The 16,058-nt window shown below is 42.8% G+C and carries 13 protein-coding genes; 10 read left to right on the top strand and 3 right to left on the bottom strand.

The features are described 5' to 3' along the window. Positions 1-16: 16 nt before the first annotated feature. Complete coding sequence (locus LEP1GSC194_RS14225) at positions 17-1,057, bottom strand: serine/threonine protein kinase (protein ID WP_020774229.1); 1,041 nt, start codon at positions 1,055-1,057, stop codon at positions 17-19. Positions 1,058-1,172: 115 nt separating this feature from the next. On the opposite strand from LEP1GSC194_RS14225, the gene LEP1GSC194_RS14220 reads away from it, so the two are divergent. From LEP1GSC194_RS14220 to pgsW, 7 genes are all read left to right on the top strand, one after another. Next, positions 1,173-1,568, top strand: a complete 396-nt coding sequence (locus LEP1GSC194_RS14220; RefSeq protein WP_086005185.1) for an RNA recognition motif domain-containing protein — start codon at positions 1,173-1,175, stop codon at positions 1,566-1,568. Then, positions 1,565-1,954 (top strand): FKBP-type peptidyl-prolyl cis-trans isomerase, encoded by a 390-nt coding sequence (locus LEP1GSC194_RS14215; protein WP_036043071.1) that lies wholly within the window; start codon positions 1,565-1,567, stop codon positions 1,952-1,954. The genes LEP1GSC194_RS14220 and LEP1GSC194_RS14215 overlap by 4 nt, the downstream gene beginning before the upstream one ends. A gap of 116 nt (positions 1,955-2,070) precedes the next feature. Next, positions 2,071-3,174 carry a sensor histidine kinase gene (locus LEP1GSC194_RS14210; protein ID WP_017809665.1) on the top strand — a complete coding sequence of 368 codons (1,104 nt, stop codon included), beginning with the start codon at positions 2,071-2,073 and terminating at the stop codon, positions 3,172-3,174. Positions 3,175-3,234: 60 nt separating this feature from the next. After that, the gene (locus tag LEP1GSC194_RS14205) at positions 3,235-4,482 is read left to right on the top strand and encodes a SpoIIE family protein phosphatase (protein WP_020774247.1); all 1,248 of its coding nucleotides are present in this window, start codon (positions 3,235-3,237) and stop codon (positions 4,480-4,482) included. Position 4,483: 1 nt separating this feature from the next. Then, positions 4,484-5,716, top strand: coding sequence for a poly-gamma-glutamate synthase PgsB (pgsB, locus tag LEP1GSC194_RS14200; protein ID WP_020774235.1), 1,233 nt, complete (start codon positions 4,484-4,486; stop codon positions 5,714-5,716). Then, the gene (pgsC, locus tag LEP1GSC194_RS14195) at positions 5,704-6,162 is read left to right on the top strand and encodes a poly-gamma-glutamate biosynthesis protein PgsC (protein ID WP_017808797.1); all 459 of its coding nucleotides are present in this window, start codon (positions 5,704-5,706) and stop codon (positions 6,160-6,162) included. The genes pgsB and pgsC overlap by 13 nt, the downstream gene beginning before the upstream one ends. Continuing rightward, positions 6,159-7,256: a poly-gamma-glutamate system protein gene (pgsW, locus tag LEP1GSC194_RS14190; RefSeq protein ID WP_020774219.1), complete on the top strand. Its 1,098-nt coding sequence runs from the start codon at positions 6,159-6,161 to the stop codon at positions 7,254-7,256. Before pgsC ends, pgsW begins: the two co-directional genes overlap by 4 nt. Before the next feature lie 28 nt (positions 7,257-7,284). On the opposite strand, the gene LEP1GSC194_RS14185 is transcribed toward pgsW, so the two are convergent. Continuing rightward, the gene (locus LEP1GSC194_RS14185; RefSeq protein ID WP_020774250.1) at positions 7,285-8,286 is read right to left on the bottom strand and encodes an alpha/beta hydrolase; all 1,002 of its coding nucleotides are present in this window, start codon (positions 8,284-8,286) and stop codon (positions 7,285-7,287) included. A 421-nt stretch (positions 8,287-8,707) separates the two neighbouring features. On the opposite strand from LEP1GSC194_RS14185, the gene LEP1GSC194_RS14180 reads away from it, so the two are divergent. Continuing rightward, entirely contained in the window at positions 8,708-9,184 is a 477-nt protein-coding gene (locus tag LEP1GSC194_RS14180; RefSeq protein WP_020774234.1) for a cyclic nucleotide-binding domain-containing protein, read from the top strand. A 137-nt stretch (positions 9,185-9,321) separates the two neighbouring features. Here LEP1GSC194_RS14180 and LEP1GSC194_RS14175 read toward each other — a convergent pair whose 3' ends face one another. Next, on the bottom strand, positions 9,322-12,393 hold the full coding sequence (locus LEP1GSC194_RS14175; protein WP_036043070.1) for a response regulator: 3,072 nt from the start codon (positions 12,391-12,393) through the stop codon (positions 9,322-9,324). Between the two features lie 329 nt (positions 12,394-12,722). Between LEP1GSC194_RS14175 and LEP1GSC194_RS14170 the strand changes: the two genes are divergently transcribed. Further along, on the top strand, positions 12,723-14,135 hold the full coding sequence (locus tag LEP1GSC194_RS14170; RefSeq protein WP_017809967.1) for a sensor histidine kinase: 1,413 nt from the start codon (positions 12,723-12,725) through the stop codon (positions 14,133-14,135). 50 nt (positions 14,136-14,185) lie between these two features. After that, entirely contained in the window at positions 14,186-16,057 is a 1,872-nt protein-coding gene (locus LEP1GSC194_RS14165; protein ID WP_020774244.1) for an ABC-F family ATP-binding cassette domain-containing protein, read from the top strand. Position 16,058 lies beyond the last annotated feature (1 nt).

Genomic DNA, 16,058 nt, shown 5'->3' with positions numbered 1-16,058 from the left:
TTACAAAATCAACCGGTTAATCTTCCAAATCCCAAAAAAAATCCTTATTGGTAAGTTCTTCTTCGGGGGAAGCGGTTTCTGTAACGGAAAAGAAATTTTTCCCTTCCTGACAAATCAGTTTGTATTGTTCCTTCAATTCCAGGGTTTCCTTTTCCCAGTATTCGTTTCCCGCAAAATGCGGAAAGGCGGTAGGAAACGAAGGATCGGTCGCGAACCGACTGGAAATCCAGGCGGAATAGTGAACGAATCTCATAGCGCGCAAAATTTCCACGAGGTCAAACCAACGATCCTCGAAATCCCTAAATTCCCTATAACCGGAAACGATGTGTTCTCTTTCTTCGAGTCCTTCTTTTCCCCTGGAAAGAAGCATCCAGAAATCCTGAACCGCCGGACCTTGGAGGCAATCGTCGAAGTCCACAAAAAACCAACCTTCTTTTCCCAAGAGTAGATTTCCCTTATGACAATCTCCGTGAATTCTATGGAGCGGAACCGATTCCATCTTTTCCCGAAAGAGATCCAAAATCCGATTTGCGGTTTCGAGATAATCCTTTCTACAACTCGAAGGAATCCATTCTCCTTGGAGTAATGTTTCCAAAGGACCGGTTCCGTAGGTTTTGGAGTTCAGTGTGATTCTATGTTCGAAATTTTTCGCCTGACCGACATTGTGAATTCTCGCGAGAAGCCTTCCTAAAATTCTTAGATTTGGCGGACTCAGTTCGTCGGGGGATCTTCCTCCTACGCGGGGCCAGAAAGAATAATACATTTCCTCCTGAAACAAAGCGAGGCTACTTCCGTCCGGAAACAAAAGAGGGGCGCAGACCGGAATTTCTTCGTTTTTCAGATCTTGTAAGAATTGATGTTCTTCCAGGATTTGTTTCCGATTCCATCTTCCCGGACGGTAGAATTTAGAAATGATATGAGAACCGTCTTCCAACCGTAGATCGAAAACTCGGTTTTCCAAACTGTTCAGAGCCATACAATGACCGGAAGGTTCGTAACCCGCGTTTTCGACTAGGGTAAGAATTTCTCCCGGATTGAGTTGAAAAAAATCGGCCATCGGTTCCAGGATTTGCGTTTCCGGTTTCTTTGGAAATTTTTTTATGAAGAACGGGGTGGAACCGGGTCGTTTTGTTTCGTTAGAGTTGGAATTTGGTTTTCAATAGAATTGGATTTTGCAAATTGATTCCCGAGAAGGAAAAATCATGAAGATATCAGTAGGAAATCTGCCTCAGGAGCTGACCGAAGACGAACTAAAAAAGATTTTTTCGGAATTCGGTACCGTTCAGGAAGTGCAAATTAAAAAAGATAAAACCACAGGGCGTTCTTTATCCTATGGGTCCCTCGAAATGGAAGATTCTGCGGGAGCGAAAGCCGTTGCCGCATTGAATAAAAAAGAAATCCAAGGCAAACAGATCGCGGTAGTGGATTCGGAAGAATTAAAAAAAGAATTCGAGAAAAAACAATCCTTAAAAGGGGGAGGATCATCCGGTAAGATTCACGGAACTCAGTCGAAGACCGGAGGTTTTTCCGGTGCGGGAGTGAGAAGAACCGGAGGAAGAGGAAAATGAAATTGGCACGTTTAACATTCATCTTTGCTATCGTTTGTGCTGTGGTAGTTCCCACATTTGCGGATGATTTAGCGATCAAGGACATTCGAGTCGGAACCGGTAAAGAGGCCTTTTCCGGTTCAAATGTCACTGTTCACTACGTCGGAACATTGACCAACGGTAAGAAGTTCGACAGTTCCAGGGACAGAAGAACTCCTTTTACTTTCAATCTGGGCGCCGGAGAAGTGATCAAAGGTTGGGATCGAGGGGTTCGCGGAATGAGAGAGGGCGGGATTCGCAAACTTACCATTCCTCCCGAACTCGGTTACGGCTCGCGGGGCGCGGGCGCTGCCATTCCTCCGAACTCAACTCTCATCTTTGAGGTGGAATTACTCAAAGTGTACTGAGATTTTTTCTTTTGAAACAAAATTTACCGGATTCCGACATCGGATTCCGTTCCTTTTCCGATTCTAATCTATCATAAAAAGGAGGGGCCTTTCCCACTTTGGTAGCTTAGAATCGGATGCCTTATGATTTTTTTGAACATTCCCCCATACCGGCCTGTATCTTAGAGCCGTCCCTTCAACTCCAAAAAGTGAATTCCGCCTTTTGCAAAGCCTTCGGTTATTCAAGGGCCGAACTGGAAGGAATTCAAAATTGGAATCATATCTGCGAATTTCAAGGTGCAAAACCGAATCTTTCCGATTCTTCTCTTTGGCCTTGCGCCGACGTTCATCTTTCGTATTCCGTTTTTGTTCTTACAAAGGACGGCATTCAAAAAAAATGTTCGGTTTCTTTTGCATTCGATCCGGAAGAATTGCGTATTTTTGCCTATCTGGAAACTCCTCGGATTTTTGAGAGACCCATTGTAGAATTCGATCTCACAAAGATAATTGCGGACGAAAACGATTTGGTAAACCCGAACGTGGTTCGAAAACAAAAACTCGAAGCGATAGGAACTCTTTCTGCGGGAGTCGCGCATGAAATCAATAACCCTCTGATGGGCGTGATCAATTACGCTGAGATGGTCTTTAACGGAATCGGCAACGGAGATCCCCTTCGTAAATATGCGGGCATCATTTTGCAGGAAGGCAATCGAATCTCCGAGATCGTCAAGGACATGCTCACTTTCACTCGAATCGAAGAGGAAGAAATGAAAGTTCACGATCTTACCTCCGTTTTTAGTTCCACGTTCGGTCTTTTAAAAGGTTGTTTCCGTTTGGCCGAAATCAAAACGATCCTGCCGGATCTCGAAATTCCAATTTATGCGGTTTGTTCCGTTGGAAAACTCAAAGAGGCGTATCTCAATCTTCTTACGAACGCAAAGGACGCGATGGAAAGTAATCCCGTCGATAAGAAGAAAATCTTAACCGTTGTTTGGCGAAAATTTAAGAAGGAAAATCGAAACTTCGTTCGCACGATCATAGAAGATACAGGGATCGGTATTCCGGAAGAAAATAGACATAAACTTTTCGATCCTTTTTATACCACAAAGGACGTCGGAAAAGGTAAGGGGTTGGGACTTACGGTTTCGTACAACGTGGTTCGTGAAATGGGGGGCGATCTTTCTTTTGAAAGCGGAAACGGAGTCACCCGCTTTTACTTGGATCTTCCCGAATCGATTTGAAAGATCCTTGACTTGTAAGGGAGAGGATCGCATCCTAATAAACTCTCTTTTAAACCCACCATGACCGGTTCCGAGCGATCTAAAAATTACGACCCTGAGGAACGTTATTCCATCTTGTTGATCGACGCGATCGTTTCCTTAGATAAAAATTTCAAAGTGATTTTAGCCAATCCCGCGGCGGAAAAGACGTTCGGATATCCCGTTTCCGAGTTGATCGGAAATTCCTTCGAACATTTGTTTCCGTTTTCGATTCGAAATCGATTTTTTAGAATTCTAAAAAACGTCGCCCAACTTCCGGATAAAAAAAGACAAAAACCTTTCGGGCCGATCCGTTTGATTCGAAAGGACGGGAAGACGTTAATCTCGGAGATTTCCGTTTCGGTTACCGGGCCGGAAGAGGATTATCAGTACCACGTTATCGTCCGAAATATATCAGAACAACATAGAATTCTAATGGAGTTGAAACGGGCCAACGAGACTCTGAAAAAAATGGATCGTGAAAAAGAGGAACTGTTGGAAAAACTAGAAGAGAAGGTTCGTCAGAGGTCCAGATTACTCGCGGGTTATTACAAAGGAATCAAGGAAGAGTTGAGTCTCGCTAAAAAACTCCAGACCGAAATTCTCCCGGACATTCCTTCGATTCCGGGGATTCAAATCCATTCCGCGTATCTTCCGATGATGGAAGTGGGCGGGGATCTTTACGATTTATTCGAAATCCGTCCGGGAGTTCTGCGAGTATTTCTTGCGGACGCGACCGGTCACGGAATACAAGCGGCTCTTCTTACGATGACCCTCAAAGGAATTTTGGAATCTATCAAAAAAAAAGATACGGATCCGGGAAGTATTCTCACGGAATTCAATCACGAATACTGCAAAAATTTCGGAAACATAGGAATGTTCTTCTCTTGTTTTCTCGCGGACATAGACACGGTTTCCAAAAAGATCGTATATTCCTCCGGAGGACATCCCCCTCAATTTTTTCTTTCCGAAGACCTGGTGTTGGGGTTGGACCGGACCGGGTCCTTGCTCGGTCTCGATTTGAATAATCAATACGGAATTTTTAAACTGAGTTATCGAAACGGAGACCGTTTATTCCTACTTACGGACGGGATTTACGAGGAGTTTAATTCCGACAAACAGCAGTTTGGCGAACTTGCGGTTCAGGATATTCTCGCAAAAAAATTTTCGGAGCCTATGGAAGAAACGATTCCGGCAATTCTGCAAAGTCTGATAGATCATTTAGGACCGCAAAAAATACAAGACGACATTACCGCGATTTTGATAGCCTTGGATTCTTCCGATCTTTGAAATGTTATATTCAATTTTTATTTTGAGTTTTTTATTTTTGATTTTTTGCGCGTTTCTTTTTTTTGAAAAAAAGAATCACGTTCAAATGCAAAAAAAAATTCCGATTCGAATTCACGTCAACGGAACCAGGGGAAAGTCCTCCGTTACTCGGCTGATCCATTCCATTTTGGCGGAAGAGGGTTGGAACGTTTTCGGTAAGACGACCGGGTCGATGCCTAGATTGTTATTTCCGGATCGGAGTGAAAAAAGAATCTTTCGGAATAAGATTTCTATCGGAGAACAAAAATCCTTTTTTCGTTTTGCGGCAAAGAGAAACGCTCAGGCGATCGTTTTGGAATGTATGGCGGTCCAAACTCATTATCAGAAAGATTCCGAAGAATTATTGATCGGCGCCACACACGCCGTAATTACAAACGTTCGTCCCGATCACGGGGAATGGGCTGCAACGTTGGAAAAAATCCGGGAAGGTTTTGCAAAAACGATTCCCAAAAACGGAGTTCTTGTTTACGGAACATCGCTTTGTAACGAGAGTCCGGAAAAAACTCTGGAACAAAACTCTAAAACGAATTCAGGTCCGTTTTTTCAAGAAATCGCCCTTAAAAACAAAACCGAAACGTTTGTGGCGGAACCGAAACTTTCACGGGATCGAATCAAAACCGCGTTTCAATCCATACGTTACGCGGAACACTATGAGAACGTTGAAATTGCGATCCGAGTCTGTGAAACGTTAGGCGTTACACCTAAGTCCATTCTGCACGGAATTACAAATGCGGTTCCCGATCCGGGTGCGCTTACGATTTTTGAAAAAGAAAAGGACGGAAAACTTCAGAGATTTGTGTTTGCGTTTGCGGCCAACGACGTCGTTTCTTGGGATCAAATTCTAAAATCCAATCGGGAAGAAGTGAAAGAAAAGAAGGAGTTCGAGATCGTCGTTTTTAATTCCAAACGGGAAAGACCGATTCGAACCTTAGAGTTTGCGAAATTTTTGACGAACGTTTCCGAACTTTCAAAAATTTATTTCTTCGGTCCTTGGCGAAAACTTTTTCGATCCGCGTATGCGGGAAATGCGGAATTGATCTTTTGTAAGGAGAATTTTACGCCCGACCGGAAGCTGATCTTTTCGAAATCCAATCTTTGGATCGGGGCGGGGAACTATCAAGGTCCGGGAAGAATCTGGTTGGAGAATTTAGCGGCTTTCTTTGCGGCGAACGAGGAGAAAGAATGGAAACACTGACATTGTCGATCGGGGTCGGAATTCTATTGGGTTTTTTTCTTTGGGAAAAAACGGGATTACAACCGGGCGGTTGGGTCGTTCCCGGTTATGCGGCTCTTTTTTTGCGGAAGCCCTGGCTCCTTGCCGCTTTGGTTCTCAGTTCCGTTCTTACTCTTCTGATCTATCGGGTTTCCGAATCCCGGTTTTTGAGCTTCGGTCAAAGAAAGACAGCTTTCGTTTTTATTCTTTCCATATTAATTTCCCTGATGATCAATCGTCTTGCGGAAATATCTTTCGGAAATATGAGTGATTTTGAATATAAAACGATCGGACATATCGTACCAGGGCTCGTAGTTCTTTCCGCCGAAAGACAAGGAATGGTTAAAACCTTTTCGGCAATTCTCGTTTGTTCGATTCTAGTTCGATTTTTTTTGATCTTTGCGCTTGGGGAAGTTTTGGTTTTATGAAGAAGTTTTTCAAAAATACTTCTTCGATTTCGATTCTTTTTTTGGGTTTGGCGAGTGTCGGATTTTTATCGGTTCTCGAGTTTTTTCCGCTCACAAACCCTCTTCCAAACTTCGAGAAAAAATACGAAGCCAGCGAAAAGACTTACAAAGCATTTCAAAAAATCAAAGAGTTCAAACTATCCGAAAACGTTTCCGTCGAACCGAAATTAGATCCTTATCAATCGGGCCTGATCGGATCGGAGATTTCACCGGTCACAAGTTCCGCGGGAAAACTTTCCGCCAAACAGAAGTCGATTCATCCGGACTTTGCGGCCTGGTTTGTGGATCAGTTTCAAAAAGCAGGTTTGAAGGAAGGAGATACGATTGCGGCGGGAATTTCAGGTTCCTTTCCCGCTTTGAATATCGCCTTTTGGATCGCAGCGGATACGGCTCGACTACGGGTGATTTCGATTGCGAGTGTGGCGTCCTCGCAATACGGAGCCAACGAACCCGATTTTTTATGGCCGGATCTGGAGAATTTTATATATCAAGAAAAAATAATATTCCAAAAATCTGTTTTTATGTCGACCGGCGGAGTTTCGGATCTTGGGATCGGAATCGGAAAGGAAGGGCGAGATTTGATTCTAAGGTCCATTCGCAAGAACGGTTACGAATATTTGTCTTCGGATTCCTTCGAGGATTCTCTGGAAAAAAGGATGAACGTTTATAGGAGAGAACCGATTTCTTTATATGTCAATATCGGAGGAGGAACGGTTTCTTCCGGAACCAGCCTTGGAAAAAAAAGAATTCCAAAGGGGATTGTTTTATCCGAAGGGGAATATGCGGATCTGCCGGATTCGATTTTAAAAACGTATCTTGAGTTGAAAATTCCGGTGCTTCACGTAAGCGGAATTGAAACGATTGCGAACGAATCGAAAATGAGATACACATCCGGAAGTATTTCCGAACCGGGAACGTCGGATCTTATCTTTACCACAAAATACAATCGTTGGCTCGCGGGAGTTTTTTTCATTTTATTATCCGCGCTCGTTTGGATATTATCTCCTTGGATTTCACTTTCCGATATAAAAGAAGAGGATTCGATTTTGTTATGAAACGGAACGTAAGGTCGTTCGGGAAAACTCAGTGAAATTTCGAAAAGAACCAAGCGATGGTTTCATCCCTTTTTAAATCCGGAAGAAGGATGGTTTCGTAGTGATTTTTATCCGGCAAGGTGAGAAAAACGGATCGTTTGAGTTTTTTCCGGAAAATATCGATCGCAGAATCCGGAAGTAACTCGTCTCCTTTTTGAAAATTCGGTTTTCCCGCGCGAATCACTAAAACCGGAGAAAGAATATCGGAATAGGGAAGAATTTTATTTTTCTTTAATATTCTAAAACTTGCAATTGGATTTCGTAAAAATCGTAAGGGAATTCGCCAAGGTTTGAACGCTCCGCCCATACTTTTCAGTTCGGAATCGATCACAGGAATCGGAATGTTACATCCGTATTCGATTGACCCGGAACCGTTTGTATGAATTTCTTCCAATTCGTATTTTAGAAAATCTTCGACGTCCTTGTTCCAGGAACTAAAGATCGGGGATTTTTTTGCAAGTTCGAGATACGTTTCTCGGGACGAAAACGATCTACTTAAACGTTGTAAGGAATTTTGGATCATGAGCAAATTGGAAAGTTTTCTCTTCAGGGAAAGTTGTCCGCCTCCGTCGATCAGGCAGAGTTTGGCGATTTTTTCCGGATAATTTTTCGCAAAGGCGAGCGAAATCCAACAACCCAGAGAATGTGCGAGAAGATTCGCTTTTTCGATTTTTAAAAAATCCAAAATAGACTTTAGATCTTTTGCATGCAGATCGTGGGAATAGGAAATCTTCGGCTTGGAAGATCGTCCTCTTCCCCGCAGATCGTAGGCGATCACCGTAAGATTTTGTTTGACCAAATCTCTCGCGAGAGGAGCAAAGTTTTTAAGATTACCGGTAAGACCGTGAATACAGACCAGGGGCGGAGCGGATTGTTTGGAAAGCGGAAACTCTCCGTAAACTTCGGCCGCAATGTTCTGAGAATTTTCGATTGGAATTTGAATTGATTTTGAAATCGATTTTCGATTCGAAAGAGAAGCGGAATTCTTCATACGTCCGTTATTTCAGTTTCGAATCTTTTCATCAAGTTTCTTGTATCGACCGCTATAATTTTAAAATTCAATCGGTTATACGGAAACTCAAACCTTGCTCCTGCGGTCGCTCGGTTGTGAATCATTCGGCAGGGATTCGTGGCACTCGAGTTTCTTATTCGCCCAAACTTTCCCCACGAATTCACGTTTTTTAAAATAGAAATTTAAGGACCGCGGGAAGATAAATTTTTTTACTTTAACGATCCGAAAGAACATCCGCTCGGACCGTCTTTGTTTCGAAACAATCTCTCAAAACTAAAAACGAATTTTATAGGAGGATCCGTTTCCCTTGCAGAGACATTTTTGAGTATCTTTACATCGTGTCACGGAACCTGCTTGCATTATTTAAACTGGGATTTACATTCGCATTTCGGGAAATATTATGCAACATACGAAAGAAGAAATTTTAAAAGAGATATATCTTTTCTCCAATTTTACGGAAGACGAATTAAGCGCCATTGCGGAAAAGACGGAATATAAAGTTTACGAACAAGGCGATACGATCTTTCACGAGGGTAACGAGGCGAAAGCGTTTTTCGTGGTTATTTACGGAACTTTGAAAGTGCTTACTTCCACCGAAAAAGGGGACGATGTGAACGTAACTACGATCGCCACCGGCGATCATTTCGGCGAATTGCCGTTTTTAGATCCGGGCAAACGTTCCGCTTCGGTCGAGGCTATGGAAAGATCCGAACTTTTAAGAATTCCTTACGATCATTTAAAGGCGGTTTTTGAAAGGGATTCCAAGGCATCTTTGAAATTCTATCAGGAAATTTCCCATTTTTTAGCGAAACGTTTGAGAATGTTGACGCACGATTTGGCTTACGCGAGAGAACTCAGAAAGAGATACACGATTTGATTTCTAAAAACCTGATTTCATAAAACCGATTCTGTTTTTTCCCTTACGAAAAAGGAGTTTGAAGAATGAAGTTCAAACTCCCGCTCGTCCTTTCCGAGTAACTTTCGCACTTTGAGTTTTATGATACGCGCTTACGTTCACTCAGACTGAAAAAGAAGGATAATCGTGGACTCGATATCCTGAATTTGGATCGGTTTTGCGATGTAAGCGTTCATACCCGCTTCCAGACATTTTTCCTTGTCTCCTTCCATCGCGTTAGCCGTCATCGCTACGATCACAGGTTTTGATTTACCGAAATCCTTTCGGATATGAAACGTAGTTTCGTATCCGTCCATCTCGGGCATTTGAATGTCCATGAAGACCAGGTCGTAATTCCGTTCTTTTAGGATGTCGATTGCTTCAATGCCGTTTAACGCGGTTTCCGCCGCGTAACCTAGTTTCGCAAGAAGACGTAACGCGATCTTTTGATTGATCACGTTGTCTTCGACCAAAAGAATTTTGAGAGGAATCCTTTCCGAGAGGGGTTTTTTATTCTCACCTTGTTTTTCTTTTTTGGTAGGAAATGCCTTTTCGAAATTTTTACTGAGTTCTTCCAAAAGTATCGGCTTGAACATCATAAAGATCCTGAATCCGGGACGGTTGAAAAGCCCGTCCGTAATTCGATAATACGAATCTTTCAGTTCGTTTTCCATAAAAAGAATGATGGTAAGTTTTAAGGAAGGGTTCCGACTTTTGAGTTCGTCCAACACCTCGGATAAATTCATATCCGGAAAGTTCAGATCCGTGAGAAAAACTCCGATTCTTTCCTCTTCGACGATCATTCGGATCGTTTCTTTTGCGGTTCTCGCCGTCTTAACGGAAAATCCGTTTCGTTCGCAGAACTTTTTGATTTCTTCCCGGAAGCCGAATTCTTGGAGCGAGAGGATTGCCGTGGTCGCCAAGTTTTTGGAATGCAGTTCCTGAACTCCGACAGGGATTTCGTATTCCAATTTTTCCGTCAGAATGGAAAGAGAGAATTCGGAGCCCTGATCTATTTGACTTTTTACGATGATTTCACCTTTCATCAACTCGGCTAATCTTTTGCTGATCGTAAGACCGAGTCCCGAGCCTCCGTATTTTCGAGTTGTGGAAGAATCCACCTGACTGAAAGCTTTAAAAAGAAGTTCTAACTTTTCTTCGGCGATGCCGATTCCCGTATCCTTTACTTGAAAGATGAGCCTAAGTTTTTCGTTCGGAAATCTTTCGGCTTCCACGTTCAAAATGATTTTTCCTTTTTCAGTGAACTTAATGGAGTTTCCAAGAAGGTTGGTCAAAATCTGTCTCAGTCTGTACGGATCGGAGATAATCCAGTGTGGCACCTGGGGGGATAATTCGGATTCGATCATAAGACCTTTTTCTTCGGCCATAGACCGAAATAAGCTGATCACTTCGCTCGTAAGTTTTTCCGGCGATACCGGTTGCATTTCCAGTTTGAGTTGTCCGGATTCGATTCTGGAAAGATCAAGAATGTCGTTTAACAAAATAAGCAAATTCTGTCCGCTCGATTTGATAATATCCAAATATTCCCTTTGTTCCGCTCCGAGAGGAGTTCCTTCCAAAAGACTTACGGTTCCGATTACACCGTTGAGAGGAGTCCTGATTTCGTGGCTCATCATCGCTAAAAAATCGGTCTTTGCCTTGGACGCCGCCTCCGCGCTTTCCTTGGCACGCTTTAGAGAATCCTCATATACTTTTCGTTCCGTAATTTCGTGCCAGACGGAAAGAAAAACGCGTTTCTGGTTGATGACGATCGGAATCAGCGTGATTTCCGCCGAAAATTTCTCTCCGTTAAAACGTTTGTAAATCCATTCGAAGGTATAAGAACCTTTTTTCAAAGCGATCGATTCGAGTTCGATCTTTTTCTCTTTTTCCGTTATTCCGTCGGTTTGAATTTCGGCTGAGAAATGAGCCGGATGTTTTCCTAAGACGAGTTTTTTATCCGGACATCGGAGCATCTTTAGGGTTGCGGGATTACATTCGAAAATTCCGGAGTCGTCGTATAAAACGTGAGGTTCGCTCGAACGTTCAAACAGTAGTTTGAATTTTTCCTCGGCCAATTGTTTATCCGTAATGTCCACTGAAATGGCGCTGACTCCGGTGATTTCATAGTCCGCGTTTCTGATCGGATGAAAAGAAAGTTCGCTGAAAACGAAGGTTCCGTTTTGATTCGGCCTTTTTCTGGCGACGCTGATTTTTTCTCCCGACAACGCCTTATCGTAAAATTCTTTCCAATATTTTGCGACCTCGGGAGGAAGTTCTTTTTGGAATACGTTAAAACCGGCGGAAATTTTCGAGTGATAAAAGTCCTGCATCACTTTTTTAAATTGAGAGTTGAATATGAGTAATTTATAATTTTTATCGACGGACCATATCATCGCCTCCGAGTTTTCAATGATCGCATTCAGGTTGGCCTCGTGTTCGGCGATGGTTCTCGCTTGTTCCAATAGCGATTTTTGGGTTTTGATTTTTTCCGTGATATCTTTGATCTGAACCAGAACGATTTGGTTTAAGCGGGTGGAAATCATTCGAAAGGAAATATTACCCCAAAATTTTCGACCTCGAAACGTTTTGAATTCCACGTCCCAGGACGGTGTTTCTCCGGATAAAATTTTTTTCTTTCTGGAGTTGTATTCGGAAGGGGAAAAACCTTCGGCGAGTAAGTTTGAAAACGGAATATTCAGAATATCGAATGTATTTTGGGTTTCAAAATACCGGCTTGCGGTTTGGTTGATTTCGAGGATCAGATCCTTTTCCGGATCGAGCAGTAATTTTGCGTTGGCCGATTTCTGAAAGATCGTAGAACGAAGTTCCGCGTCTTGTAGAAAGATACTCGGAATTTCGGAGAAAGAAGATTCAGAATCCGTAAAAAATAAAAGCAGAATATGATCCTGTCCCAAAGGTGATATCCGAATTTCCAACTCAAAGAATTCTTTTTTTTGAGTTTGATAGCCGATTTTGAGGAAAGGTTTTTTTTTCTTTGAGGACGAGGACCGGGTTTCTTGCAAGATTGACGTCCAGGAGCCCGGTTCGACCCAACTCCAAAGCGAAGGGTGGATTTGATTTTCTAAATTCCTTCCCAATTCCTGAAGCGGCCGGTAAAAACTCCAGGTTACCACTTCTCCTGCGGGGTTTAGAATTAAAAAATTGGAGTCAGATCGCAAGGATGTCATTTCTTTTCATAACCAAAACAAAATTAAAATCTCAAACAAGCAAAATAAAAATGATTCAAGAGTATTCTCAAGGGATGGAATGCTGGTCAAAAAATTCCCTCTTTTTGGTAGAATGCTAACCAAAATAAAAAATTTCGATCTTGATCGGACTTTTTTTATACACGTCGTTTTTTTAGGAATCAAAGAGAAACTTAAATCCTTTTCTTTTGATAAATCGGGTGAGGATATAAATCGGGTTTGATTGACTCTACCATTCCGGCTCCTTAAGATGTCGTGACGGCTTTAGTTCTGTGTGGAAAATTTGAGTTTCAGAATAAACTGTAAATAGAATGGAACCGATCTCAATCACAGAAAAGCGTTGCCAGCTCCTTTTTGATCTTTCCCAGGACGGTTTGGCGATTCACTCCGAAGGTAAGATTGTAAAAGCGAACGAGGCATTGATCCGAATGCTCGGTTACGACTCGATTGAGGAAGTGATCGGAAAACCCGTTCTCGAATTCGTTCATCAACGATCTCAAGCTGCCGTTAAACAAAGAATTCAAAAAATGAGCCAAGAAGGCGCCGGGGTCGAAGCGATTGAAGAGGAATTCATCCGAAAGGACGGCTCTACCTTATTCGTGGAAGTGGTCGCGACCGTTTTTTATGAAAACGATCGTCAGTATTTCCAGGTAATCGTAAGAAATATCCATTCTAGAAAACGCGCCGAGCTTGAATTGGAAAGGCTTCGTTCCAAACTCAAAATCACACAGGAGAGACTTCTCGGAGTGATCGAAGGAACGAGGGACGCCATTTGCGCCGTGGATATCAATTTTCGAGTGATCGCTTTTAATTCCTCTTTTGAACTCAGCTTTTGGAAACTCTACGGTAAAAAAATCGAGGAAGGAAATCTTCTTCCGGAACTCATTTCCGATCCTATCGAACGAAGTGTGGTGATCGAAAACTGGAGTCGTGCACTTCGGGGCGAAGTATATACGACCGAAAGAACGATGCACGGTTTAGTGCAGGATGTCGTGGTGTTTGAAATCAGCTACAGTTCGATTCGGGATTCCTCCCATAACCTGATCGGTGCGACTCAGATCATTCGGGATATTACCGAAAGAAAACACGGCGAGGAAAGACTGAAAAAAACCCTGGAAGAAAAGGAAGTGATGTTGAAAGAGATACATCATCGGGTTAAGAACAATCTCCAGGTCGTCGCAAGTCTTTTGGGATTACAGGCGGAACATTCCGAAAACGAAAAAATCTCCCGGATTCTCAAAGAATGCGAACGTAGAATTCAATCCATGGCATTGATTCATAAGGAACTATATCAATCCGAGAATATTACAAAAATCGATTTTTATGATTATCTCGACACTCTTTTGGTCAGTCTTCTTCATTCTTTCGGTAAGGAAAAAAAGGTGGAATTCAGGATTTCGTCCAAACCGAATTTTGTTTCGATAGAAACCGCGATTCCATTGGGGCTTATCGTCAACGAACTCGTAACCAATTCTTTGAAGTACGCGTTTTCGGACGAGGGCGGAGGGAAAATTTCCGTGAAACTCAGGTTGGACGTATTGGAATCCGTTTTGGAAGTCTGCGACAACGGAGTCGGTATGCCTGAAACATTCGATCTTGACAAATCGGAATCCTTGGGCCTGAGGCTCGTGGGAATTCTTTCCAAACAACTCCGGGGCAAGTTTCTTCTGCTTCCTCCCGAAGAGGAAAGGGGAACGAAATTTCAAGTTCGGTTTAAAGCCTAAAAACACTTGTCCTCAGTCGTTGTGCTCGGGACTCTGCAAGTATTCATCCTATGAACTTAATATCCGTAGATAAGATCTCCAAAGAGATCGGTTCCAAAGTTTTATTCGATCAAATCAGTTTCGGAATCAACGAAGGGGAGAAAATCGGAATTCTTGGAATTAACGGTTCCGGTAAAACGACTCTTTTGAAAATGCTCGCGGATTTGGAAGTTCCAGATAACGGACAAATCATGCGCAATAAAATCCTTCAAATTGCCGTTTTGTCCCAGTCTCCTTCTTTTGATTCAAATCATACCATCTTGGAACATATCTTTTCCGGTTCCAGTCCGATCCTGGAAACGGTTCGGTCTTACGAAACGGCTTGTGAACGTTTGGACTCGGGCGACGCAGGCGTTGAGGAGGAATATAACCGTTTGCTAATGGAGATGGATCGGCTTGGAGCTTGGGAGCTTGAGTCTTGGTTTCGGTCCCTTTTGAAAGAATTGGATCTTCCGGATCTTTCGATTCGAATGGGTTCTTTGTCCGGTGGAATGCTCAAAAAAGTAGCCTTGGTTCAAATCTTAATCGAAGAATCCAATCTTCTCGTCCTCGACGAACCGACCAATCATCTGGACGTGGATACGATTCTCTGGCTTCAGGATTATCTGATCGAAACCAAAAAAGCCGTTCTGCTCGTAACTCACGATCGTTACTTTTTGGAGGAGGTTACGGATCGAATTCTCGAATTGGAAAACGGAAATCTGCTTTCCTTTCCGGGAAATTTCGGATTTTACCTCGAGAAAAAAGCGGAAGCAGAAGTGATCCGTGAAAAAACGGAACAGAAAGAAAAACAATTTCTTAAAAAAGAATTGGAATGGCTTCGTAGACAGCCGAAGGCGAGGGGAACCAAACAAAAGGGAAGAACCGATCGCGCCCTTGAAGTTCTAAATCGAAAGAAGTCCGGAAAGGAAATCGTTTTGGATTTTTCCGTTTCCGGCAAAAAACTCGGGAAAAAAATCCTCGAACTGAAAAATCTGCGTAAAGCGTATCATAAATCCATTATATCCGATTTTTCTTATACGTTTAAGAACGGGGAACGGATCGGGATCGTGGGTCCCAACGGAATCGGAAAGTCCACACTTCTCGATATGATCGTGGGCCGGGAAAAACCGGATTCCGGAGACGTAAGCGTCGGAATGAACACGAGTTTCGGTTATTTCGATCAGGTTTCCAAGGAACTTTCGGGTGATATGAGAGTGATCGAGTATATCAAAAAAGAATGCGGCGTTTCGGTCAAAATGAGCGACGATCGTATTTTGAGCGCGGCCGACATGCTCGAACTTTTTCTTTTCGATACGAGACTTCAGGCTGGTTATATCAAAAATCTGTCCGGTGGGGAAAAAAGAAGACTTTATCTCGTTTCCATTCTGATGACCAATCCGAACTTTTTGATTTTGGACGAACCTACGAACGATTTGGACATCAGAACCCTTTCGGTTTTGGAGGAGTTTTTGACGGAGTTCGGAGGATGTGTTCTTGTCGTTTCCCACGATCGATACTTTATGGATCGAACCGTGGATTACCTTTTTATTTTCCAGGGAGAAGGGATCGTTGAAAAATTTCCGGGAAACTATTCCGAATATTTGGAATATAAGAATTATCTAAATAAACAGAAGGAAAAAAGGGAACCCGAAATTAAACCTAAGGAAGCCGACCTTTCTAAAAATAAAAAGGGCTTAAACTTCAATCAGAAAAAGGAATTGGAAGTTCTGGAAACGGAGATCTCCGCCCTGGAAGAAGAAGAGCGCAAACTCACCGAAGTTCTTCAATCGGGAAACGGAAAACCGGAAGAATTGGCCTCCGTCGGAAACAGGCTTACGGAGATTCATTCCGTTTTACCTTTGAAGTTGGAGCGCTGGGAGGAACTTCAGAATCTACTTTAAA

Origin of the sequence: Leptospira alstonii serovar Sichuan str. 79601, assembly GCF_000347175.1 — a bacterium.
Taxonomy (GTDB): domain Bacteria; phylum Spirochaetota; class Leptospiria; order Leptospirales; family Leptospiraceae; genus Leptospira; species Leptospira alstonii.
Note: the sequence above shows the minus strand (reverse complement) of the source record. Positions and strands in the feature narration are given on the sequence as shown.